We start from the raw sequence: 22,255 nt of genomic DNA on the forward strand, positions 1-22,255 counted from the left end.
AAAATAGAGAGCAAACTGTATTTTGAAAGATAATAGGGGATATGGTATTCTTCTTCAAAAGAGTTGTAAAGAAAAGTGGTGGTGGAACATGGGGTAACGGTCAATGAATTATTACAATTGCCATCTTTTCGAGGGGCAGAGGTGTTAACAGGGCGAGGTAACCTGCACCGTACTGTATCATCTCTATCTGTATTAGAGGTATCGAATGTTGATTTTTATTCGAAAATTATTAACCGTATACAGGAGGAATGGTATGCAGAGGAGCTTGTTATTAGCTCCTTTTACTCCATTCGAGATAGTGTGGAGCAGCAATGTGAAACGATACAGCATTTACATGATTTAGGAGAGCTGGGGCTTATTTTATATTATGTCGGCATTGTATTGCCTGATATTCCAGAAGAAGTGCTTGCGTTAGCGGAGGCACAAGGCTTTATTATTATTTGTATGCCGCGAAATGATTATTCACTGCGCTATAACGAGGTTATTTATGAGGTTATGGAAGCGATTGTTAGTAATCAAGGCGTTAATGATCATTTTGTCAAAGAGACATTAGAAAAGGTATCGTTACTACCTGAGCATTTAAGAAGTGTTGAAATTACACTGAAAATGCTTTCAGATCGTTTAAAGGCGAATATTGTGCTCACCAATAGTCATTTTGACATTGTGAACCAAGTGATGTGGCCACGAAATTCATCATTAGATGTAGCGAATGTCATCGAAGAATGCTCCCAATCCAATTTTCAGAGGGAAGCAGGCAAGCTCGAGCTGCTAAGAAGTGATGTCGCCTGTGTCGTAGACTATAAAAGAGTACATCAAAAAAATGGCGAGCCGCTATTTTTATTTCTGATTAAAGAAAATACTAAATTACCTGCTAAGACAATTGAAAAAGTAAGTGAGGTTGTGCAAGTAGCCATAAATTTATGGGGAGACAAGCATGATGAGGTTAGTGAATATGCCTTAGTTAAAGCTATTATCAATGACGAAGGGGAGAAAATGAGAAGATTAGCCAATCTTCTTCATATTGATGTTTCCGCCATTCAAATGATGTGGCTTGTCTACATGCATGATTTAGCAGACGAAAAAAGAATTCGCGATGAATTAGAAGAGCAACTGTCCAAATATTATCAAACAAGAGTCATCCAATGCATTGACCATTGTATGATTGTACTGGTAGGCAATTGCTTTTATAAGCATCATGAGTTTGAAATTGCCATTGAATATAGTGAAACTACTCAGTATGATGCCCAAATCGCAGAAATTGTTTATGCACCTAAAATGAGAAATACAAAGTCTGTTCGTCAAATGTATCAATTGGTCAATCAGGTGGGGGACAAAGCCCATACGATTTATCCGATGCGAAAATTGTTTACTGCTGCGGAAGTGCGCTCCATGAAAAGGGCAATTGATGTCAGTAAGCAGGGCGAGGAAATGATTGAAGAATATTTGTCTGTAATTGAACCCATTTTACGTGACCATGATGCCTTGCAAACATTGATAACCTTTTTATTAGATGCAAATGCTAGTGTGGAGCGCTGTGCAGAGCTCCTCTATATCCATAAAAACACGGTGAAATACCGCATCAAAAAAATTAGTGAGCTGATTGGCACAGATGTTACCGTATATTCGGAATTTTATGATGCCTACATGGCTTGCATGCTATATCGATTGATTAATGATTAGAATAATCTGAAATTTTGTCATTTTGAACAAAATTTCAGATTATTTTTTTCATTTGCGCAAAAGACTCGACTCCTACCTTTCTTCTATAATTAAAAACATTAATCCATCACCAATAAGGAGGGAGTCACATGCAAAATGAAAATAAAGGTCAATCTTGGTATAGCTTAGGCATTATTTGGGCTGGTGCCATGATTTGTATTCCCAGTTTATTAGTCGGTAACGCACTGATTGCCAATATGAGTTTATCAAAGGCACTGGCTGTTGCTTTTGTAGGCTATGCTATTGTCGTGATCATCATGATTTTGCAAGGCATGCAAAGCAGTGATTTAGGAAAGCCCACTGTCCATATAGCAGGACAAGTGTTTGGAAAAAAGGGCTCTCGTACAATATTATCCATTATCTTAGCTATTGCTTGCTTAGGGTGGTTTGGCATTCAGGCCAATGTGTGTGGTGTAGCCTTAGCAAATTTATTAGCAATCTATCATTTGAATATACCCATTCCAATCGCTTCATTCATTAGTGGTATGGTCATGGTCGTATCCGCACTTTATGGGATGAAGGTGTTGCGTATTTTAAGCTATATCGCCGTACCATTGCTCGTCATCATTTGCCTGTATGGTTTAGGTCAAATATTAACTGGTGAGCAACTACAGCTCGTTCGGGATTATCAGCCACAGGGCAATATGAGCTTTATGGATGGTTTAGCTGTAACGATTGGGTCCTTTGCATTAGGGGCTGTTATAGCGGGTGATTATTCGCAATTTTCAAAAAAACGTTCAGACGTTTTCAAAGCCGCTACATTAGGGATTATTCCTGCAGGGGTGCTAATGATTGCTGTGGGAGCTGTCTTAACGATTGCCTATCAAACAAGTGATATTACAGCAGTCTTTCTGCATATCGCAACACCCTTTATTGGTGGAGTGGGTCTGATTTTAGCAACATGGAAAACCAATTTGGTCAATGCAATTTCAGGTGGAATTGCCTTAATTAATGTATTTGATGTTGCTAAAAACAAAGAACGATTAGCCATAGGTGTGGCGGGTACAATTGGCACAATCTTAGCCGTTGTAGGGATTTTAAATTATTTTACACCTATCATGTCAATTTTATCGGCGATGATTCCGCCTGTTGCAGGGGTGATGATTGCTTCCTACTGGGTCATTCATAAAGGCAAAACAGATAGCTGGCAGGAAGTTGAAGGGGTCAATCGATTAGGTGTATTTTCTTGGCTAGTAGGTGCTGTAATTGCCTGTATGCCAGTGGTATTTTCCTTATTCCCTGCATTGCCAGCGCTACCAAACCAACCGATGATTGGCATCATTATTTCATTCGTGATTTATTATGTTGGGTATCGTGTATCTGTACAAAAAACGGTCATATTGGAGGAACATAGATGAGATATTTAGATCAGGCAGCTATTGAACATATTGCCATAGGGGCAGCATTTTTAGGAACAGGTGGGGGAGGAGATCCCTATATTGGAAAATTAATGGCGCTTTCTGCTATCGAAAAAAATGGCCCTGTAAAGTTGTATTCAGTGGATGAAATTGCGGATGATGATTTTTTCATTCCAGCCGCAATGATGGGGGCACCATCAGTTTTAGTAGAAAAATTCCCACGTGGCGATGAGTTTGTTAAGGTTTTTCAAAAGCTTGCCCAATATTTGGGAAAAGAAAAAATTGCAGGCACCTATCCAATGGAAGCAGGTGGGGTCAATTCGATGATTCCTATTGTAGTAGCAGCACAGCTTGGCTTACCATTGATTGATTGTGATGGCATGGGGCGTGCATTTCCGGAATTACAAATGGTGACATTCCACTTAGATGGGATTTCGGCAACGCCAATGGCCATCACTGATGAAAAAGGGAATATTGGTATTTTTGAAACGATTGATAATAAATGGACCGAGCGTATCGCCCGAACAGCAACAGTAGAAATGGGCGCTAGTTCTTTAGTGAGCCTCTACCCAACAACGGGTGCACAAATTAAACAAAGCGGTGTTCATCATATAGTGACGCTTTCTGAAAAAATCGGTGAAATTATTGCCTCGAAAGATCAAGAGGTGAACGATAAGCTACAAAGCCTTTTAAAGCTTGCGGATGGATATGAGCTTTTCCAAGGAAAAATAGTGGATGTTATTCGTGAAACGAAGGGTGGCTTTAACCTAGGTAAAATGAATCTTGAAGGTATTGAATCTTATAAAAATGATCAAATGAAGGTTCATTTCCAAAATGAAAACTTATTAGCTGAGAAAAACGAGCAGGTTATAGCGATGACACCAGACTTAATTTGTTTGGTGGATTATGAAACTTTATTGCCTGTTACAACAGAGAGCTTAAAATATGGTAAACGTGTGCGTGTGATTGGCTTACCAGCACATGAAAAATGGCGTACAGCAAAAGGTATTGAAACAGCTGGACCCAAATACTTTGGCTATGAATATGAGTATACGCCAATTGAGGAACTGGTGAAAAAGGAGGTAGCAGAGCATGTATAAAATTGGAATCGATGTAGGTGGAACAAACACAGATGCCATCCTTTTAGACCATAATAGCCAGCTTATTTACAGTGTGAAATCACCAACAAGCTTAGATATTAAAACAGGGATTGAAAAGTCACTGCAACAATTACTAGAGGGCGCAAATATTGATAAAACAAAAATTACCCATGCGATGTTAGGGACAACACAATGCACCAATGCCATTGTTGAACGTAAAAAGCTAGCAAAGGTTGGTGTCATTCGACTAGGTTATCCAGCGACGGCTTCCGTACTCCCTTATACAGCTTGGCCAGCAGATATGATTGATAAATTATCTGGTAATTATGCCATTGCCCATGGTGGTTATGAATATGACGGCCAATTATTGAGTGCGCTTGATCAACAGGAAATTACAAAACTACTAGAGGAATGGCGTGGTCAAGTAGAATCCATTGCGATTGTTGGTGTCTTTTCCTCTATTAAAAATGATCAAGAATTGCAGGTTCGTGAATGGATTCAAGAAGTCTATGGCGAGGAATTCCCAATTTCCTGCTCCTCATTAATAGGTTCAGTCGGGTTAATAGAACGTGAAAATGCTACGATTCTAAATGCTGCATTATGTAAGGTGATTAAGACAACAACACAGGGCTTTGTACAGGCGTTACAAGCGGAAGGCATTTTTGATGTAGAGGTGTATCTATGCCAGAATGACGGTACATTAATGTCTATCGACTACGCCAAGCAATTCCCAATTTTAACAATTGCCTGTGGACCAACAAATAGTATCCGTGGAGCATCGTATTTATCCCAAATTCAAAACACAATGGTGTTGGATGTTGGGGGTACCACTTCAGATATCGGTGTATTACAGGATGGTTTCCCGCGAGAATCCTCGGTCGCAGTTGAAGTGGGAGACATTCGGACAAACTTTAGGATGCCAGATATTATTTCAGTCGGACTTGGCGGGGGAAGTATTGTTCGTGTGAACGGCAACAAAATTACAGTTGGGCCGGATAGTGTAGGCTATAAAATCAGTGAGGAGGCCCTTGTTTTCGGTGGCTCGACCTTAACGACAACAGATATCGCTGTCCGTTTAGGCTTAGCAGATGTAGGTGATTCCACGTTAGTGGCACATATTGATGAAGCCTTTGCCAAAGCCGTTCAAGAAGAAATTTCTTCGTTACTAGAACAGGCGATTGATAAGATGAAAACTTCCTCAGAGGATGTGTCATTAGTCTTAGTAGGGGGTGGTGGTATCATTGTGCCAGAAAATATTCGGGGCGTTTCCACAATTGTAAAATCTGAATACGGTGGTGTTGCGAATGCCATCGGAGCCTCGATTGCACAAATTAGTGGTCAATATGAGCAAATTTATATTTATTCCAAAGAACCGCGTGAGGAATCCTTGAAGGATGCACAAAACAAGGCTGTGAAACAAGCCGTATTAGCAGGTGCTCTTGAAGATACCATTGAGCTAGTGGAAGTAGAAGAAACACCTCTCGCGTATCATCCAGAAAATGCAACAAGATTGAAGGTAAAAGTAGTAGGGAAAATGGTGTAACAGTCAAAGGAAGAGTCCTAGTTAAACAGGGCTCTTCCTTTTATTAATTGCTCAAATGAATGAATCACTGCATCAGGTTTAATGTCAGTAGGATTCGTGAGCCGATGAGGATTGTACCATATGCCCTTCATCCTTGCTCGCTGACAACCAGCAATATCTTTTGCTAAGTCATCCCCAACGAATAAGGCTTCATTTGGCTGAACTTGGAGCTGATGTAGAGCTAATTCAAATATGCGTTTGTCAGGCTTAGTTAAGCCTACTTCCTCAGAAATAAGAATAACATCAAAATAGCTAGCTAAACCTGTATGTGTGATTTTAGCCTTTTGTCGCAGTGTAGAGCCGTTTGTGATAATGCCAACTTGTACTTGCTTCTTAATCGTTTGGAGAACCTTCAACATATGTTGATCGATAGAAAAGCAATATGGAAACTGCTGATCCCAAAAATCTTGCATGTCATGGCGAGGTAATTGAAAGGTTGATGGAAACGCATCAAAAAACGATGATAAAACATTGGTTTTATCGGCAATCCCATAGTCTCTTTTATCGTATTCCTTAAATTTTTCCAGCATGTCCTTTTTGAGCATACCCTGAATAGCACCATAGTATTTTTCCAAAATAATATAAAACAGGTTATCGACAGCATGATCTCGATTAAGTAAGGTATCATCTAAATCAAATAGTATCGCTTTCAACGAGCTTCATGTCCTTTCTTGCTCATCAAGAGGTTTTCGTTTATGTTTTTCATTAATAATTTTTTTGTTTAGGATCGTAACCTTGCCAACCATGAGCAACCTCATATCTTCCACAATATACTTAGCTAGCTCTTCGTCCGATATGTCATCTCCATCAATATCAAGGCGAAAATCCTGCCCTTGTATGCCACCACCATTGGTAAATTCAATTTCAAAATCAAAGACAACTCTTTTATCCATTCAAGTACCACCTTACGCTTAGTGTTAGAGTGCTATCCATATATTCTGTGTTTAATAGGTGAATACCTTCTTTGAGCATAAGCGTAATTGTTGAGTAAACAAAATTTCCTTTTTCTTGTATTTACCACTTGCCAACAAAAAAGTCATAGTGTAATATGTGACTAGTACACTATGACACGAGGTGTTGTGATTGAAAAGCTTTACAGGACTTTTAAAAAAAGAATGGGTACTTTATCGCTCATGGTTTCTAGTAGGGATATTTATGGGACTTATGCTATCTTGGATCGTTCCATATATCTTACATCAGTATGTCGATCTCTTTGCACATGAGCATCAACTAGCATTTGCATTTACGATGCTCGTCCTTTTTCTAGGTGGATTCTATTCTATCTTACAATTTTTGGCATCGATGCGATTGGATATTAAAGCAAAGGAGAGCTGGCTCCATTCAACAAGCTCTATCACAAAGCTTATCGGAGCAAAATTGGTTTGCTCATTAGTAGGTTATGTCCTCTTCACTATCCTTTTCACGAGTATAGCCATTTTCAATATTAAGGATGAGCTGATCGCGAGCGCTGGACAAATTTTATTAGTTTTAGTAATAATTGTTATTATATTGACGATTTTACAATTAATGCTATTTATCGTTCTTTTATTCTTTTTAGCTTTTTATTTGCAATTGAAGCGCATAATAGGTCGTTTTTCAATTGTGCTGACAATGATTGTGTTTTATGTAACCACAGCTGGTTGGGCGCGGGTAACGGAGAGTCAGCTGTATCGAGCGATCTTCCTCCATGGGGAAGTTTCGCTTCAAAACATCGAACACTATCTACCAAAAGCGAAAGAAATGACGATGGAATGGATGCTTGGCTCGATATATGTCGTTGAGGAAATAGCCATTACGTTATTACTACTACTGCTGTTTTTAGCAGCATCGAAGTGGCTTGAAAGGGTGGTTTTACGATGACGATGGATTTTTCGCGTGACAAACCCATTTATAGCCAGCTTGTCGATCGAATTTGTGGAGACATTTTGAAGGGGAAGTTGGAGCTAGGTGATCGACTTCCCTCCGTTCGAGAATATGCAGTAGAAACAGGTGTCAATGTCAATACGGTGCAACGTGTATACAAGGAGTTAGAGGCAATGAACATAACGGAAACCAAACGAGGACAGGGTACATTTATTACGAGCAATGAGGAGCGCATTGAGTTATTGCGGGAAGAGATGAAAAATCAGCTGGCTGAAAATTTTTTAACATCGATTGAGGCATTAGGCTTTTCGAAGGAAGAGATGCTTGTGGTTTTGAAAAATAAAGCGTGAGGTGAAGGGATGTTACAGCTATCAAATGTATCTTTTCAATATAAGAAAAAGCCAGTTTTACAGGATCTATCCTTCTCCTTTCCGATTGGACAAATCATTGGACTAGTTGGGGAAAATGGTAGTGGTAAATCTACGCTTATGAAAGTTTTAGCTGGTTTACTGCGACCCACTGCTGGTGAGATTACACTAGAGGGTAAGCCAGTCACACGTAGAAGTGCTGACAAAATTGCTTATTTACCAGATACAGATTTGTTTTTTGAGTACTACACAGGTGAACAGCTTTTCCAGCATTATGCTTCGCAATTTGAAGATTTTTCCTATGATAAAGCCTGTATCGTCGCACAATTTTTACAGGTAGATACGCGCACAAAGCTACGCCAATTATCAAAGGGTAATCGTGGTCGCATGAAAATGGCTGCCACCCTTGGACGAGAGGTTCCTTATTATGTCATGGACGAACCATTTGCTGGGCTAGACCCAATTGTGAGAGAGCAGTTGATTAAAGGCTTAATTCAATTTACGGACATCGAAAATCAAACGATTTTGCTATCCACACATGAATTATATGAGGTAGAGCCTATTTTAGATCAAATTATTTTATTGCAGGCAGGATCAATCATGGCCTACGAGAATGTGGAAACATTACGCGACGTGGCTAATAAGGATGCAGTTGAGTGGATGAAAGGGTTTTATCGTCCTTCAGTAAAAAATATTGACAGCTAAAGGTGAAGAAAGAATCGTCAATAAAGCAATGTTGTCGTGCCAGACTGCATAATGCTCAGGCGAAATAGATTAGAAAGGGTGAAAAATATGACAGAACCGATTGTACAATTGCAAAATTTATCGAAAACTATTCGAGGAAAGCAATTAATTCAAAAGTTAAACATTGATTTATATCCAGGCCAAATTACAGGATTTTTAGGACCAAATGGAGCGGGGAAAACAACAACAATCCGAATGATGACAGGGCTTATGCATCCAACAGAGGGCAATGTCATCATCGACGGGCTTTCACTGAAGGAGCATTATGAGGAAGCCATTAGTAAGGTAGGTGTGATTGTTGAAAATCCAGAAATGTATAAATTTATGTCAGGCTATAAAAATTTACTACATTTTGCACGTATGCATAAAAATGTAACAAAGGAACGAATTCAGGAGGTCATTCAACAAGTTGGGCTCGAAAATCGTATACATGAAAAGGTCTCTACATATTCACTTGGTATGAGACAACGACTAGGATTAGCCCAGGCGTTATTGCACAGACCGAAATTTTTGATTTTAGATGAGCCGACGAATGGCTTAGACCCTGCTGGTATTCGTGAGTTTCGTATGTACCTACGTAAGATTGCTTCAGAAGAGGGCGTATCCGTCTTTGTCTCAAGTCACTTATTATCAGAAATTGAATTGATGTGTGATCGAGTGGCCGTGATTCAAAATGGGCAGCTAATTGATCTGCGCGATATTCACAATGAAAGCTCATCATTTTATTATGTGGAGGCACAGCCAAAAGAGCAGGTGTCTGCTTATCTGGAACAGTGTGACTTTAACTTTGTAGCAGAGAATCAAGGCTATGTGGTGGAAATGAAGAAAGAGGATGTCCCAGCTATGACTACACAACTAGTCCAAGCGGGTATTCAATTATTTGCTGTACAGCCACATCAAAAAACATTAGAGGATCAATTCTTAGAAATGACTGGAGGCGGACAAATTGCTGAAGCTAATTCAAAATGAGTGGATGAAATTATGGCATAAAAAAGGAACATGGGCAATGGTGGCCATGCTGATTCTTGTCATTCTTGTTCCTGCTGGAATCACCAAATATTATGAAGTAAAATCCCCGACGGAAGGCTCTTGGCAGGACATAGAGCAGGATGCCATTCAATCTTATAAAGAGAAGCTAGCAGGTGAAGATTTAACGGAGGAAGATAAGGCATACTTTCAAGAGCAGATGGCTATTTCTGAATATCGTTTAGCGAATGATGCACCAAGTCAAAAAGATAGTAGTCTTGCAAGCTTTATGTCCTTTACAAGCGGTATGCTTACGCTTGTTACTTTATTTACAGTCATTACCGCAGCTAGTATTGTATCGAGCGAATTTTCAACAGGGACGATTAAAATGCTCTTAACGCGTCCAATGTCCCGTGCAAAAGTGTTAACGTCTAAATTACTGACAACATTCCTTTTTGGTTTGTTATTGTATGTGGTCAATGTTGTGGTAAGTGCCCTTATCGGCTTAGTCTTGTTCGGCATGGGAACAGGTGTGGAATTAGAAATGGTCAATGGACAGGTCGTTGAAAAGGCTGTATGGAGCGATTTAGCCTATCATTACCTATTATCTGGTGGCGATTTTGTGATGTCTACATTATTTGCCTTTTTGATTGGCTCAGTATTCCGTTCAAGCTCATTAGCAATCGGTTTAACGATGTTCCTTTCTTTTACAGGCGGCATGATAGTTATGTTTTTAAGCCGATACGACATCGTCAAATATATTTGGCTCACACATTCTGATTTAACACAGTATGAGCATGGTGGTGGCTCCATGATTGCTGATGTGACGTTGCCCTTCTCATTAACAGTACTTGCGATATACGCAGTAGTTTTCCTTGTCATTAGTTATTCAACCTTTATGAAACGTGATGTCACGGCATAAGCTAAAGAAGAACTGTGCCCTAATTTTGGATTAGGGTGCGGTTTTTTTGTTTAACATCACGAAATATTAAAAAAGTATTTATTTTTTTTTGAATTGCGCCTATAATAATAGCAACTTAGTGAAAACGCTTTTTTTTTGCTAAAGTGGTCTAGACAACTATACCAAAGGGGGATAATGAATGTTTGCTTTCTTACAAAAAATCGGTAAGTCGCTCATGTTTCCAATCGCAACATTACCAGCAGCAGCATTACTATTGCGTTTAGGTTCAGCGGATATGCTTGGGGCCGTACCGAATGAAGCCATCCAGTACATTGCTAGTATTATGGCCGCTTCTGGTAATGCTATACTAGGGAATTTACCAATTATTTTTGCTATCGGTATTGCGATGGGGTTTGCACATGATAGTAGTGGTGGCGCAGCTCTAGCAGGTGCGATTGCGCATCTTGTTTTAGTCGCCGTTTTAGGGACTGTTAACGAAGAATTAAATATGGGTGTGTTTGGTGGTATTATTGCCGGTATTACGGCAGGCTTATTATATAACAAATATTATAATGTGAAATTTCCAGAATGGTTATCATTCTTCGGTGGACGGCGCTTTGTACCGATTATTACGTCCATCACCATGGCAATTTTAGGTAGTATTTTAGCAATTGTTTGGGGACCAATTCAAGGTGGTATTGATGCTGTCGGTAATTGGATGATCGGTGCAGGATCACTTGGCGTAGGGATGTATGGCTTCTTCAACCGTCTATTAATTCCAGTGGGTCTCCACCATGTAATCAATACAATTATTTGGTTTGATTTCGGTGAATTTACAAATGCTGCAGGCGAAATCGTGAAAGGGGATATCAACCGCTTCCTAGCAGGAGACACAACAGCTGGACATTTCCAAGCTGGTTTCTTCCCCATCATGATGTTTGGCTTACCAGCAGCCTGTCTAGCAATGTATTTTGCGGCGAAAAAAGAAAAGCGTCCAATCGTTGGAGGGATGTTCGTTTCTATCGCTTTAACAGCCTTTTTAACGGGTGTTACAGAGCCTATTGAATTTTCCTTTATGTTCTTATCACCAGTTCTTTATGGTATTCATGCTGTATTAACAGGTATTTCATTGGCTGTGGCCTATCTCGTTGGATTCCGTGACGGCTTTGGGTTCTCTGCAGGCTTAATTGACTACTTACTCAACCTTGGTCTGGCAGATAAACCATGGCTCTTATTACCTTTAGGTTTAGGCTTTGGGGCGATTTACTTTGTGGTATTCTATTTCTTAATCAAAAAATTAGACTTAAAAACACCAGGACGTGAAGACGATGAGGATGAGGATGGCGAAGTAAATGCTATTGCTGATGATGTCGATTTACGTGCATATTATACAATTGAAGCATTAGGTGGAAAAGACAATATTAAGCAAGTGGATTATTGTACAACTCGCCTACGATTATTAGTACAGGATTCTGCTAGCGTCGATGAAAAAACATTGAAGCAAACAGGTGCAAGAGGAGTTATGCGTATTAGTAAAACCAATGTCCAAGTAATCATTGGGACATCTGTTGAGTTTTTAGCTGAAGCCATAAAAGAACGTTTGAAAAAAGGCAATCCAGCACCAGCCAATGTAGGACTTTCATCAGCTCAGCCTGTCATGGAAGAAACGGTGAAGAATGACACGATGACATTGCGTGATATCGAAATGCCAATGACGGGTGATTTATTGCCTTTATCAGAAGTGCCTGATGAGGCATTTTCAGCAGGCTTGATGGGCCCAGGTTTCGGGATACGTCCGACAGATGGAGCAGTCTATGCACCATTTGATGGTCAAGTAGTGATGGTGTTCCCAACAAAGCATGCAATTGGCTTAAAATCTGATACGGGCATTGAAGTATTAATTCATGTTGGCTTAGATACGGTCAAACTAAATGGTGATGGTTTTGATCTGTTCGTTACAGATGGTCAAAAAGTTAAGCGTGGGGATGCTTTATTAAAAGCAGACCTTGTACAGATTGAAGGGCAAGTACCTTCTGTTATCACACCAGTTGTCTTTACAAGCTTAATGGGGCAAGAGATTACACTTGAAAAGACTGGCTATCAACGAGCAGGCTCAACGAATATTATTACAATGAAGAAGTAACAACTAATGGGGCTGTTAGCGAAGGTATACAGAGGCAATGAGCTATTGCACACGGATGCCTTTTCGACAGCCCTTGTTCAAGAAGGAGATGTTTTTCTTGAGTTTACTCATTCGAAATATCACAGTAGTGAATGGCAATGGACGAGATGAACAGGTAGATGTATGGATGAAGGATGGTAAAATTGCGCAAATTGCTCCTCAGCTTGATATCCACGATGTAGAACAGCTTGATGGTTCAGGGAAATTTTTATTGCCAGGATTTATTGATATGCACATTCATGGATCCGCTCAAATGGATACGATGGATGCTTCTGATGAAGGGCTTCATACGATGGCTCAATCCCTTTTAAAAGAAGGAACGACAAGCTTTTTAGCTACAACGATGACACAAAGCTATGACAACATTGAACGAGCTATTGAAAATGTAGCACAGTTCCAGCCACAGCCAGATGAAGCAGAGGTACTAGGTATTCATATCGAAGGGCCATTTGTTTCAAAGCAGCGAGCAGGGGCACAGCCTCTTGAATATATTGTCGAGCTAGATTTAGATATATGGACAAAATGGCAGCAACTAAGTGGCCATAAAATTAAGCAAATTACGCTAGCACCAGAAGAGCCGAATGGCATGGCAGCTGTGCAAAGTATTTCTGCTAGCGGTGTCATTGTTTCAATTGGTCATTCGGATGCTACCTTTGAGCAAATGCAACAAGCGGCTCAATTAGGTGCCACACAGGGGACACACTTATACAACCAGATGCGTCCATTCCACCATCGAGATCCAGGTGTAGTTGGCGGTGTCCTGCTGCTAGATGCGATTAAGGCAGAACTGATTGTTGATTTTATCCATATGCATGAAGGCGCGGTGGAAATGGCCTATCGCTTAAAGGGAGCAGAAGGGCTTATTTTAATTACAGATGCCATGCGCGCAAAGGGAATGCCCTACGGAGCATATGATTTAGGCGGTCAAACAGTTCATGTGACAGAAGCAGGTGCCCATTTGTCAAATGGATCGTTAGCAGGCAGTATTTTAAAAATGGATCAGGCTGTACGGAATATGCATCACATTACGAATTGTACGCTGGAGGAGCTTGTCAAAATGTCCAGCTTTAATGCTGCCGAACAATTGAAGCTAGGTAATAAGGGTCAGCTTATACAAGGCTTTGATGCGGATGCAGTGATTTTAGATGAACAATTAAAGCTCCACCAAACGATTAAGGCGGGCAAGGTCTTATATGATGCAAATTCAAGTGGACAATAGTTACTAATATGCAGCAGGTATACAAACATCTTGCATGAAACGATGGAAATGAAAAGGTGATAGAACATGAATACCTATTTTCAACAAGTAAATCGATATTTAACAATGGTGGCACAGCAGGAAAGCAACCAACTTATGCATATTGCCAAGCAAATTGTTAAACGTCTCACAAAGGGAGGCATTATCCAGCTCTTTGGCTCTGGTCATTCCATGCTATTAGCACAGGAATGTTACTATAGAGCAGGTGGCTTAGTGCCTGTCAAACCGATACACATAGAATCGTTAATGCTACATCAGGGTGCACGGCAATCCTCACAAAATGAAAAAAAACAGGCTTTTTTAGCCACCTATAAGGATCAGCTGCAATTTGATGACCAAGATGTTTGTATCATCATTTCAACCTCTGCCAATAATCCAGTGCCCATTGATATGGCTACCTATGCAAAGGAAGCGGGCGCTTTGACTATTTCACTCCAATCACTGGAATATCAGCACCAGCCGTCTCGCCATCCGTCAGGCAAGCGTTTAGAGCAAGTAGTAGATGAAGTTTTGAATACACATGTGCCATTAGGTGATGGTGTGTTAACCGTTGACCAATTGCAATATGCTCCTGTATCAACGGTGTTAGGTGCGACTTTACTAAATGCTTTATTCGCTCAAATCATTGAGCTTATGCATGCACAGGGCGCTAGTGTACCAGTGTTTGGTAGCAGTAATTTAGGGGAAACTAATAACGATGCGCTCATTGATCAGTATGGTCAGCGTATTCATTTCTAGGATACAAAGGAGGATATGTGGTGAAAGTAAAAAGATTTTCCTCAATGGATGATTTATATTCACATGCAGTAGCGACCATCGTTGAAGCCAAAAATAATGGCGCCACAACGTTCGGGTTAGCTACTGGTGGAACAATGGAACCACTATATGCTAAAATCTGTAAAACAGATATTGATTTTTCACATTGTATTAGCTTTAATTTGGATGAGTATGTTGGACTTGAGGCAACTCATCAGCAAAGCTACGCCTATTATATGAACAAACATTTATTTAACCAAAAACCATTTTTAGCATCGTATTTACCAGATGGATTAGCAGTAGATCCTTTAGTGGAAACAGCTCGCTATGAAGGATTACTGCAACAATATCCCTTAGATTTCCAACTGCTTGGTATCGGTCAAAATGGTCATATCGGCTTCAATGAGCCTGGTACGTCATTTGCTTCTTTAACACATCTTGTAACACTCGAAGAATCTACTCGTCAAGCTAACGCGCGTTTCTTTTCATCCGTTGACGAAGTGCCAACACAGGCATACACGATGGGTATTCAATCGATTATGCGGGCAAAATGCATTTTGTTACTCGCGGTGGGAGAAGCTAAGCGTGAGGTGTTAGAGCGTTTACTGGCATCTGATTATACAGAAGACGTACCTGCAACTGCTTTATCGAAACATCCAAATGTAATGGTTTTAACAGACTTACAAGAAGAGGAGAATAAATTATGAAAACACAACAATTTACAGTAGTCGATCCTTTAGGTATTCATGCACGGCCAGCGAGCCAGCTTGTGGCAAAAGCAACACCATTTGCTTCATCTATAGAAATACGTACAGAAGAAAAAGCAGCTAACTTGAAATCAATCTTAGGTGTGATGGGATTAGCCTTAAAGCAAGGTTCACAATTTACACTTGTTGTAGAGGGGGAAGACGAAGAGCAAGCATTAGCAGCACTAACGACACTCATCACGGAAATGGGGCTTGCACAATGACACGACTCACTGGTATTGCCGCTTCAGACGGCATTGCCATTGCGAAAGCATATCGTTTCGTCCAACCAGATTTAACATTCGCTAAAACAACTGTTCATGATATCGAGGCAGAGCAGAAACGTTTAGCAGCCGCTCTTGCCAAAGCAGAGCAAGAACTGATTGTCATTCGACAGCAAACATTAGAAAAATTTAGTGCAGAAGAAGCCGCAATTTTTGAGGCACATTTATTAGTGGTTCATGATCCCGAATTAATTGGGCCTATCAATCAAAAAATTGCAGACGAAGCGGTAAATGCGGAGTATGCATTGCATGAAGTAACCTCTATGTTTGTGGCATTATTTGAAGGTATGGATGACGAATACATGAGTGCCCGTGCATCAGATATTAAAGATGTGACAAATCGCATATTAGCACATTTACTCGGAGTACATATTCCAAATCCAAGCAATATTAACGAACAGGTAATTATCGTAGCGAATGATTTGACACCTTCAGAGACAGCCCAATTAGATCGCAACTATGTTCTCGGTTTTATTACCGATATTGGTGGGCGTACATCCCATTCAGCCATCATGGCTCGTAGCTTAGAAATCCCAGCAGTCGTAGGGGCAGGGGTTGCTACGACAACAATTCAGGATGGCGATACTATAATTGTTGACGGTTTGACGGGTCAAGTCCTAGTGAATCCAAGTGCCGATGTGATTGCAGACTATCAGGAGAAGGCACAAAAATATCGGGTACAGCAGGCGGAATGGTCTACTTTAGTGAATGAGCAAACCGTTTCTAAAGATGGCGTGCATGTTGAGCTGGCGGCTAATATTGGATCGCCAAATGATTTGGATGGTGTATTGCGTCATGGAGCAGAGGGAATTGGCTTATATCGAACAGAGTTTTTATATATGGGCAGAGAAAATTTACCCTCTGAGGAAGAACAATTTACAGCGTATAAAACAGTCTTGGAAGGAATGAAGGGCAAGCCAGTTGTTATTCGAACACTCGATATTGGTGGCGACAAGCACCTGCCATATTTACCTTTGCAAGAAGAAATGAATCCATTCCTTGGTCACCGTGCCATTCGTCTATGTCTTGACCAGCAGGAGTTATTCCGCACACAATTGCGAGCACTACTGCGAGCATCTGTCTACGGAAACTTAAAAATTATGTTCCCTATGATAGCGACCATTCAAGAATTCCGTGCGGCTAAAGCCATTTTGCTTGAGGAAAAGGAAAAGCTGATAGCTGGAGGGGTTGCAGTAGGCTCTTCCATCGAGGTCGGGATGATGGTTGAAATTCCCTCGACAGCCGTAATGGCAGATATTTTTGCCAAAGAAGTGGATTTCTTCTCCATCGGTACAAATGATTTAATTCAATATACAATGGCGGCAGATCGGATGAATGAAAAAGTTTCTTATTTATATCAACCATATAACCCAGCCATATTACGTTTAATTCAAATGGTCATTAAAGCTGCCCATCAAGAACAGAAATGGGTAGGAATGTGTGGAGAAATGGCTGGCGATGAGCATGCTGTTCCACTATTGCTAGGCCTAGGCTTAGATGAGTTCTCTATGAGTGCTACGTCTATTTTAAAAACGAGGGCCTTGCTAAAGCAATTATCTGTCCCAGAGATGCAGACTTTAGCAACAGAGGCATTACAGCTAGCGACAGCTGAAGAAGTGCTGGAAAAAGTAAAGCAAGCTGTGAAATAAGATAGAACAAAAACCCATCTACTTATTGGTAGATGGGTTTTTAGCATGATGGGCTGAAAGAGTCAATGAATATCGGTATTTCTAATAAATCCTCCACGATGGCATCCGCTTGAACATGTTGCCATTGTTTATCTTTTTTCCAAATGCCCTTCATTCCCACATGTTGAGCACCTTTGACATCATTCACAGGATGGTCGCCGATAAAAACACATTCATGAGGAAGGACATTCAGCTTTTCGATGGCATTTAAAAACAGTTGAGGATCGGGTTTTTTCATTCCTGCCCATTCAGAAACTAAAATGACATCAAAATAATGTTCAATTGCTAATGCCTTTATAGTGTCCATCTGAAAATGCCCATAGCCATTCGTAATCATGCCTAAAGCCAACTGATCCCTTTTCAATTGTTCTAGCATAGGGATAAGGTTAGGAAAAGGGACACAGCTATATTTAAATTCGTTTAGGTAATCTTGAAGAAGTTCTTCCCACGTAATATGAACAAGATGAAATTCTTCTACCAATTGCTGATAGACATGGTCCTTCCAAACGTAGCCCCGCTTATCTAATTGGATAAAACGAGCTATATATTGTTCTTTTGGAATGGAACCTAGTACTCCCTTTAATCGCTCATATTGCTGCTTAATGAAGAGTTCGACAGATGCATCTCTATTTAATAATGTTCCGTCTAAATCAAATAATGCCGCTTTCATCATTATCCTTTTCATCCTCCTATTTGATCATAAAAAAAGTAGCTGAAGTTAGGCTTCAACTACTTTTTAGTTCATTAGGCATGTTTTGAAATGATTTGCTGAAGCTTTGCTTGTAGTGTCGGTAGGTCATGCGTCGTAACCGTTGTGCGAACATAGCTTTCATCCATATCTAATGCTTCAGCAAAAAAGCTACCAATGCCTTTTACTTTGCGATCAATTTGCATGAAAATCTCTGCAGAATGGTTGGATTGAGAAAGGAAAACTAATTCAAGCTCATCTAAATGGCCTCTATATTGTCCAGTGGGTACAAATTCAAATTCCTGGACAAATGGATAGTAGCCGCGGAAGCGTGAAGGAGCTTGTTCACATTCAGCTTCACGTAAACGGAAACCTAATCCACGAATCGCATCTAATATATGACCTGCTAGTGCTGTTGGCTCGACACGAATATAATCCTTATCACTCGGATCGACCGCATTTTTAATATCAAGACCCGTTTGAATCCATACCTGTGTTTTACCTGCACTAATCGGTGTTTCAAATGGCAATGTTAATGAAATAGGGAAGATTTTTTCCTCGCCGGCGCCCAGTGTGAAAGGCTCTGTTACTTTGACCTTCTGCAGTGCGGCAACCTCTGTATGTTTGTGATCATTCGACTCACGGATATAGGTCGTATTGACGGATAGGTAAATCGTGTCGACCTGTTGCTCAACTTGACCGCCACGCACAATGATTTCACCCTGCATGACCTCTCCAGCACGATAAGTATCCTTCTCCAATCTTGTATCCACTGTCGCTGAACCTATACCAATACTTGCTAATGCTTTATGAAAAAAAGACATCTTTCATTCCTCCTACTGACATCGTTAGCTATACATACGCTTATGTTGAAAAAAGGTTTCAAGACTTACAAATTTTTCGTTATACTAGTTGAAAACGAAAGAGGGATGGCGATGGAGACAGAGTGGCTACGCACATTTATAGTGGCAGCACAAACTGAAAACTTTCGAGAAACAGCTGAAAAACGATTTATTACACAATCGACCGTAACGAAGCATATCCAACATTTAGAAAGGGCATTGCAAACCCCATTATTTGATCGACAGAGCAAACAGGTGACGTTAAATCAGCAGGGTGCTTATTTTCGTCTGCAGGCACAAAAAATTCTGTCCGCTATAGATGAAGGGCTACAACAAATGGATTCCTTCGTAAAAGGCTACACCGCTAAGCTTACGATTGGCGTTGCTCCGCAAATAGCGAATTCAACATTACCAGCTATTATTACAGCATTCCAGCATCGAAAGCCCTCTACTCAGGTAGTGATAGAACTTTTAAAATCCAATGAAATTGGGGAAGCGGTATTTACTGGTGTAATCGATATGGGCTTATCCAAATTAACCTCAACTCGTGAGCTTCACACGGTAATGCTCGCACAAGAACCATTGCATTTAATTGCTCCTATTGCTAAAAAGGAATATGATGCTTTCACCCTTTTACAGCAGGAAACGCTTTTCACACATGAATATGCGCCCTATTGGCAGGAAGTACAACAGGTGCTACAGCAATTTACTAGCCATCAAACAATGCATATTAATCAAACAGAGGTAATCAAGCATTTCGTCAAGCATGGTCTTGGTATTGCCTTGCTGCCTAAGAGTGTAATTGAACCAGATTGTCAGCAAAATCTTTTACATAGCTATTCAGTAAAAGAATTTTCTCATATTGTATCGGATACTTACTTGCTTACAAAGTATGTCTCGGCTGATTATGATGATTTTTTAGTAGCGTGTAATAGCGTGTATGGGTAAAGCCGTTTTCTGCACTGTTTATTCATAATGTACCTTTATACTATTTTAGTATAAATAATAGATAGAGGGTGTTTAGATGTATAGTATATTGTCCACCATTAGTCAGTTGATTAGTGAACCGCTTACGCAATTTCTACAGGGCTATGAGCATTCTGCCCTGATGATGACCATTCTTCTTGGCTTGATAGGCGCCTTTGCTCCATGTCAGTTAACAGGTAATATGAGTGCCATTACATTTTACGGCAATCGAACACTTCAAAAGAGCAGTAATTGGCAAGAAATTATGTTTTTTATAGTGGGGAAAGTGGTTGTTTTTAGTGTGCTTGGCTTTTGTGCTTGGCTTTTTGGGCAATCATTTGAAACAAAGATGACCGTTTATTTTCCAATCTTTCGTCAGGCTATTGGGCCGATGATGCTGCTAACAGGGCTGGTGCTAATCGGTTTATTCAAATTAACCTTTCTACAACGTTTAACATCGCTGCTGCCGCCTGTAGTAAAAGAGGGGAAATTTGGCTCGTTCTTAATGGGTGCTAGTTTTTCTATTGCCTTTTGTCCCACTATGTTTGTTCTATTTTTTGTATGGTTAATGCCCCTTGTGGCAAGTACTTCCTATGGGTTGCTTCTACCTAGTATTTTTGGCGTAGCGACCGCTGTACCGCTCATCATCATGCTTCTGTTGATCTATGTCTTTGATGCCAAGCGTATTATCCTACGAAAAAGCATGAAGATGGGAAGAGCTATTCAAATGACAGCAGGAATCCTATTAATTTTAATCGGAATAACGGACACCATTACATATTGGAGTATGTAAGACATGTATAATAGAGTGAAAATGAGAAAGAGAGATACAATATGATCGCTATATTATTATTTATTCTTGCGGGAATTGGTGAAATAGGTGGGGGCTATTTAATTTGGCTTTGGTTACGAGAGGGTAAACCTTTTTATTGGGGCATTATTGGCGGTATTGCACTTGCTCTGTACGGCGTTGTTGCAACATTCCAGTCCTTCCCTACCTTTGGCAGAGTTTATGCAGCCTATGGTGGGGTATTCATCGTGTTGTCTATTTTATGGGGGTGGGGCATTGATGGCAAAAAGCCCGATCATTTAGACTTTATTGGCGCAGGGATATGCTTAATAGGCGTCATTGTAATATTGCTGCCTCGCTCTTAGCATTGAAAAAAGGTTACTACAACAGAATAGTAACCTTTTGTAATCTATTTTTTACGAGCAATAAAGCGCAGACGATAATAATCAATGACCCATTCATTCTGTTGGAAACAAGTTGGCTTTAATAATTCCTCACATGTCGCATAAACCTGCTCTTTCTCATCAGCCTTTAAGTGCTGTAGAAGATTTTCACTAAACATGACCAACCAGTTGCGAAGCCCATCCTGCCCTTGAAGTGGTGTAGGGCGTTTATAGAGTGTGATATTCTCGACCTGAAAGCCTGCCTTTTCTAATTTTGATTGATATTCCTCGACGCTTGGAAAATACCAAGGGAAATAGTGGTCGATATAGGGAAATTGTAAAGATTCCATACTTTTTTGCAGAGCCCAAATGATAGATGCAATATTGCCTTGTCCACCCATTTCAGCAACAAAGCGTCCACCGTTCTTCAGTGCACCATAGACATTTTCAATAACTACATCAGGTTCCTTCATCCAATGAAGTGCGGCATTGGAGAAAACGGCATCAAATTGCTGAGAAAAGTGCATCGCTGTAGCTTCCATCGTTTGAAAGTTAATGGCAGGATATTTTTGCTGAGCAGCTAAAATCATTGTAGCCGACGCATCTACTCCGAGCACAGAAGCTCCAAGTGCTGATATGTCATTAGCCAAATCTCCTGTACCACAACCCACATCTAAAATATGTTCATTTTTTTGCGGCGCTAGTAGATCGACTAAGCTTGTACCCAATTTTGACACGAAATCATGCTTTTCATCATATAAATGAGCATTCCATTTTGTTTTTGTTGTCATCCTATTTCATCTCCTTTAGTAGAGCATAGCAAAGGAGATCATCCAACAGAAATGCGAAAAATCATGAATTTTGATTCCAAATTGGAATGATAGCTTTCTCTCCAACAGCTAGCTTTACACGCTATCAAATTTCCGATCCGATAAGGGATTAAATTTATTTTATACAACACATAGTCAAGGTAGTAAGAAATGGTGTTTCTCAATGATTGGAAAAAATGATGTCCACAAAAATTTTGAGTAAAATAAAAAGGTAGCTGGTGTTTTTTCAGCTACCTTTTGC

General features: G+C 40.2%; 23 protein-coding genes. 18 read left to right on the forward strand and 5 right to left on the reverse strand.

Features of this window, described 5'->3' with window-relative positions:
- Window positions 1-75: 75 nt before the first annotated feature.
- From VK91_RS02170 to VK91_RS02185, 4 genes are all read left to right on the forward strand, one after another.
- Window positions 76-1,680, forward strand: a complete 1,605-nt coding sequence (locus VK91_RS02170) for a PucR family transcriptional regulator (RefSeq protein ID WP_048390324.1) — start codon at window positions 76-78, stop codon at window positions 1,678-1,680.
- Window positions 1,681-1,808: 128 nt separating this feature from the next.
- Complete coding sequence (locus VK91_RS02175; protein WP_048390326.1) at window positions 1,809-3,077, forward strand: cytosine permease; 1,269 nt, start codon at window positions 1,809-1,811, stop codon at window positions 3,075-3,077.
- The gene (locus VK91_RS02180) at window positions 3,074-4,177 is read left to right on the forward strand and encodes a DUF917 domain-containing protein (protein WP_048390328.1); all 1,104 of its coding nucleotides are present in this window, start codon (window positions 3,074-3,076) and stop codon (window positions 4,175-4,177) included. Before VK91_RS02175 ends, VK91_RS02180 begins: the two co-directional genes overlap by 4 nt.
- Window positions 4,170-5,720: a hydantoinase/oxoprolinase N-terminal domain-containing protein gene (locus VK91_RS02185; RefSeq protein ID WP_048390330.1), complete on the forward strand. Its 1,551-nt coding sequence runs from the start codon at window positions 4,170-4,172 to the stop codon at window positions 5,718-5,720. The genes VK91_RS02180 and VK91_RS02185 overlap by 8 nt, the downstream gene beginning before the upstream one ends.
- A gap of 17 nt (window positions 5,721-5,737) precedes the next feature.
- On the opposite strand, the gene VK91_RS02190 is transcribed toward VK91_RS02185, so the two are convergent.
- Window positions 5,738-6,412 carry an HAD family hydrolase gene (locus VK91_RS02190; RefSeq protein WP_048390332.1) on the reverse strand — a complete coding sequence of 225 codons (675 nt, stop codon included), beginning with the start codon at window positions 6,410-6,412 and terminating at the stop codon, window positions 5,738-5,740.
- A 6-nt stretch (window positions 6,413-6,418) separates the two neighbouring features.
- Window positions 6,419-6,652: a hypothetical protein gene (locus VK91_RS02195; protein WP_016994653.1), complete on the reverse strand. Its 234-nt coding sequence runs from the start codon at window positions 6,650-6,652 to the stop codon at window positions 6,419-6,421.
- A gap of 190 nt (window positions 6,653-6,842) precedes the next feature.
- Here VK91_RS02195 and VK91_RS02200 point away from each other — a divergent pair, with 190 nt between their 5' ends.
- The 11 genes from VK91_RS02200 to ptsP all read left to right on the forward strand — a co-directional run bounded on the left by VK91_RS02200 (window position 6,843) and on the right by ptsP (window position 17,476).
- A complete protein-coding gene (locus VK91_RS02200; RefSeq protein WP_048390336.1) occupies window positions 6,843-7,619 on the forward strand; it encodes a hypothetical protein in 777 nt (258 codons plus the stop codon).
- Window positions 7,616-7,972 (forward strand): GntR family transcriptional regulator, encoded by a 357-nt coding sequence (locus VK91_RS02205; protein ID WP_048390347.1) that lies wholly within the window; start codon window positions 7,616-7,618, stop codon window positions 7,970-7,972. The genes VK91_RS02200 and VK91_RS02205 overlap by 4 nt, the downstream gene beginning before the upstream one ends.
- Before the next feature lie 9 nt (window positions 7,973-7,981).
- A complete protein-coding gene (locus VK91_RS02210) occupies window positions 7,982-8,695 on the forward strand; it encodes an ATP-binding cassette domain-containing protein (RefSeq protein WP_048390349.1) in 714 nt (237 codons plus the stop codon).
- An 87-nt stretch (window positions 8,696-8,782) separates the two neighbouring features.
- On the forward strand, window positions 8,783-9,703 hold the full coding sequence (locus tag VK91_RS02215; RefSeq protein WP_048390351.1) for an ABC transporter ATP-binding protein: 921 nt from the start codon (window positions 8,783-8,785) through the stop codon (window positions 9,701-9,703).
- Window positions 9,681-10,622: an ABC transporter permease gene (locus tag VK91_RS02220; protein ID WP_048390353.1), complete on the forward strand. Its 942-nt coding sequence runs from the start codon at window positions 9,681-9,683 to the stop codon at window positions 10,620-10,622. Before VK91_RS02215 ends, VK91_RS02220 begins: the two co-directional genes overlap by 23 nt.
- A 178-nt stretch (window positions 10,623-10,800) precedes the next feature.
- On the forward strand, window positions 10,801-12,744 hold the full coding sequence (gene nagE, locus VK91_RS02225) for an N-acetylglucosamine-specific PTS transporter subunit IIBC (RefSeq protein WP_048390355.1): 1,944 nt from the start codon (window positions 10,801-10,803) through the stop codon (window positions 12,742-12,744).
- A 97-nt stretch (window positions 12,745-12,841) separates the two neighbouring features.
- Window positions 12,842-14,002, forward strand: coding sequence for an N-acetylglucosamine-6-phosphate deacetylase (nagA, locus tag VK91_RS02230; RefSeq protein ID WP_048390357.1), 1,161 nt, complete (start codon window positions 12,842-12,844; stop codon window positions 14,000-14,002).
- A gap of 66 nt (window positions 14,003-14,068) precedes the next feature.
- Entirely contained in the window at window positions 14,069-14,779 is a 711-nt protein-coding gene (locus VK91_RS02235; RefSeq protein WP_048390359.1) for a sugar isomerase domain-containing protein, read from the forward strand.
- 20 nt (window positions 14,780-14,799) lie between these two features.
- The gene (locus VK91_RS02240; RefSeq protein ID WP_053075668.1) at window positions 14,800-15,504 is read left to right on the forward strand and encodes a glucosamine-6-phosphate deaminase; all 705 of its coding nucleotides are present in this window, start codon (window positions 14,800-14,802) and stop codon (window positions 15,502-15,504) included.
- Window positions 15,501-15,767: an HPr family phosphocarrier protein gene (locus VK91_RS02245; RefSeq protein ID WP_004229305.1), complete on the forward strand. Its 267-nt coding sequence runs from the start codon at window positions 15,501-15,503 to the stop codon at window positions 15,765-15,767. The genes VK91_RS02240 and VK91_RS02245 overlap by 4 nt, the downstream gene beginning before the upstream one ends.
- On the forward strand, window positions 15,764-17,476 hold the full coding sequence (gene ptsP / locus VK91_RS02250) for a phosphoenolpyruvate--protein phosphotransferase (RefSeq protein ID WP_048390361.1): 1,713 nt from the start codon (window positions 15,764-15,766) through the stop codon (window positions 17,474-17,476). The genes VK91_RS02245 and ptsP overlap by 4 nt, the downstream gene beginning before the upstream one ends.
- Window positions 17,477-17,516: 40 nt before the next feature.
- Here the strand turns inward: ptsP and VK91_RS02255 are convergent, their stop codons facing one another.
- Window positions 17,517-18,188, reverse strand: coding sequence for an HAD family hydrolase (locus VK91_RS02255; protein WP_048390363.1), 672 nt, complete (start codon window positions 18,186-18,188; stop codon window positions 17,517-17,519).
- Window positions 18,189-18,259: 71 nt separating this feature from the next.
- On the reverse strand, window positions 18,260-19,027 hold the full coding sequence (locus VK91_RS02260; RefSeq protein ID WP_048390365.1) for a sporulation protein: 768 nt from the start codon (window positions 19,025-19,027) through the stop codon (window positions 18,260-18,262).
- Window positions 19,028-19,138: 111 nt separating this feature from the next.
- Between VK91_RS02260 and VK91_RS02265 the strand changes: the two genes are divergently transcribed.
- The 3 genes from VK91_RS02265 (at window position 19,139) to VK91_RS02275 (ending at window position 21,166) form a co-directional block, all read left to right on the forward strand.
- A complete protein-coding gene (locus VK91_RS02265; protein WP_048390367.1) occupies window positions 19,139-19,993 on the forward strand; it encodes a LysR family transcriptional regulator in 855 nt (284 codons plus the stop codon).
- Between the two features lie 76 nt (window positions 19,994-20,069).
- Window positions 20,070-20,804 carry a sulfite exporter TauE/SafE family protein gene (locus tag VK91_RS02270; RefSeq protein WP_048390369.1) on the forward strand — a complete coding sequence of 245 codons (735 nt, stop codon included), beginning with the start codon at window positions 20,070-20,072 and terminating at the stop codon, window positions 20,802-20,804.
- Window positions 20,805-20,845: 41 nt separating this feature from the next.
- Window positions 20,846-21,166, forward strand: a complete 321-nt coding sequence (locus tag VK91_RS02275; protein ID WP_004229297.1) for a YnfA family protein — start codon at window positions 20,846-20,848, stop codon at window positions 21,164-21,166.
- Between the two features lie 44 nt (window positions 21,167-21,210).
- On the opposite strand, the gene VK91_RS02280 is transcribed toward VK91_RS02275, so the two are convergent.
- Window positions 21,211-21,975: a trans-aconitate 2-methyltransferase gene (locus VK91_RS02280; protein ID WP_048390372.1), complete on the reverse strand. Its 765-nt coding sequence runs from the start codon at window positions 21,973-21,975 to the stop codon at window positions 21,211-21,213.
- Between the last annotated feature and the right edge of the window lie 280 nt (window positions 21,976-22,255).

Source organism: Lysinibacillus sp. LK3, assembly GCF_001043675.1.
Taxonomy (GTDB): domain Bacteria; phylum Bacillota; class Bacilli; order Bacillales_A; family Planococcaceae; genus Lysinibacillus; species Lysinibacillus capsici.

What these genes read in the sequence shown, in the direction of transcription:
- VK91_RS02185 (WP_048390330.1), top strand. Translation starts at nt 4,170, where the DNA reads ATGTATAAAATTGGAATCGATGTAGGTGGAACAAACACAGATGCCATC.
- VK91_RS02215 (WP_048390351.1), top strand. Translation starts at nt 8,783, where the DNA reads ATGACAGAACCGATTGTACAATTGCAAAATTTATCGAAAACTATTCGA.
- VK91_RS02265 (WP_048390367.1), top strand. Translation starts at nt 19,139, where the DNA reads ATGGAGACAGAGTGGCTACGCACATTTATAGTGGCAGCACAAACTGAA.
- VK91_RS02275 (WP_004229297.1), top strand. Translation starts at nt 20,846, where the DNA reads ATGATCGCTATATTATTATTTATTCTTGCGGGAATTGGTGAAATAGGT.
- VK91_RS02235 (WP_048390359.1), top strand. Translation starts at nt 14,069, where the DNA reads ATGAATACCTATTTTCAACAAGTAAATCGATATTTAACAATGGTGGCA.
- VK91_RS02255 (WP_048390363.1), bottom strand. Translation starts at nt 18,188, where the DNA reads ATGATGAAAGCGGCATTATTTGATTTAGACGGAACATTATTAAATAGA.
- VK91_RS02195 (WP_016994653.1), bottom strand. Translation starts at nt 6,652, where the DNA reads ATGGATAAAAGAGTTGTCTTTGATTTTGAAATTGAATTTACCAATGGT.
- VK91_RS02210 (WP_048390349.1), top strand. Translation starts at nt 7,982, where the DNA reads ATGTTACAGCTATCAAATGTATCTTTTCAATATAAGAAAAAGCCAGTT.
- VK91_RS02270 (WP_048390369.1), top strand. Translation starts at nt 20,070, where the DNA reads ATGTATAGTATATTGTCCACCATTAGTCAGTTGATTAGTGAACCGCTT.
- VK91_RS02260 (WP_048390365.1), bottom strand. Translation starts at nt 19,027, where the DNA reads ATGTCTTTTTTTCATAAAGCATTAGCAAGTATTGGTATAGGTTCAGCG.
- VK91_RS02280 (WP_048390372.1), bottom strand. Translation starts at nt 21,975, where the DNA reads ATGACAACAAAAACAAAATGGAATGCTCATTTATATGATGAAAAGCAT.
- VK91_RS02205 (WP_048390347.1), top strand. Translation starts at nt 7,616, where the DNA reads ATGACGATGGATTTTTCGCGTGACAAACCCATTTATAGCCAGCTTGTC.
- VK91_RS02180 (WP_048390328.1), top strand. Translation starts at nt 3,074, where the DNA reads ATGAGATATTTAGATCAGGCAGCTATTGAACATATTGCCATAGGGGCA.
- nagE (WP_048390355.1), top strand. Translation starts at nt 10,801, where the DNA reads ATGTTTGCTTTCTTACAAAAAATCGGTAAGTCGCTCATGTTTCCAATC.
- ptsP (WP_048390361.1), top strand. Translation starts at nt 15,764, where the DNA reads ATGACACGACTCACTGGTATTGCCGCTTCAGACGGCATTGCCATTGCG.
- VK91_RS02245 (WP_004229305.1), top strand. Translation starts at nt 15,501, where the DNA reads ATGAAAACACAACAATTTACAGTAGTCGATCCTTTAGGTATTCATGCA.
- VK91_RS02175 (WP_048390326.1), top strand. Translation starts at nt 1,809, where the DNA reads ATGCAAAATGAAAATAAAGGTCAATCTTGGTATAGCTTAGGCATTATT.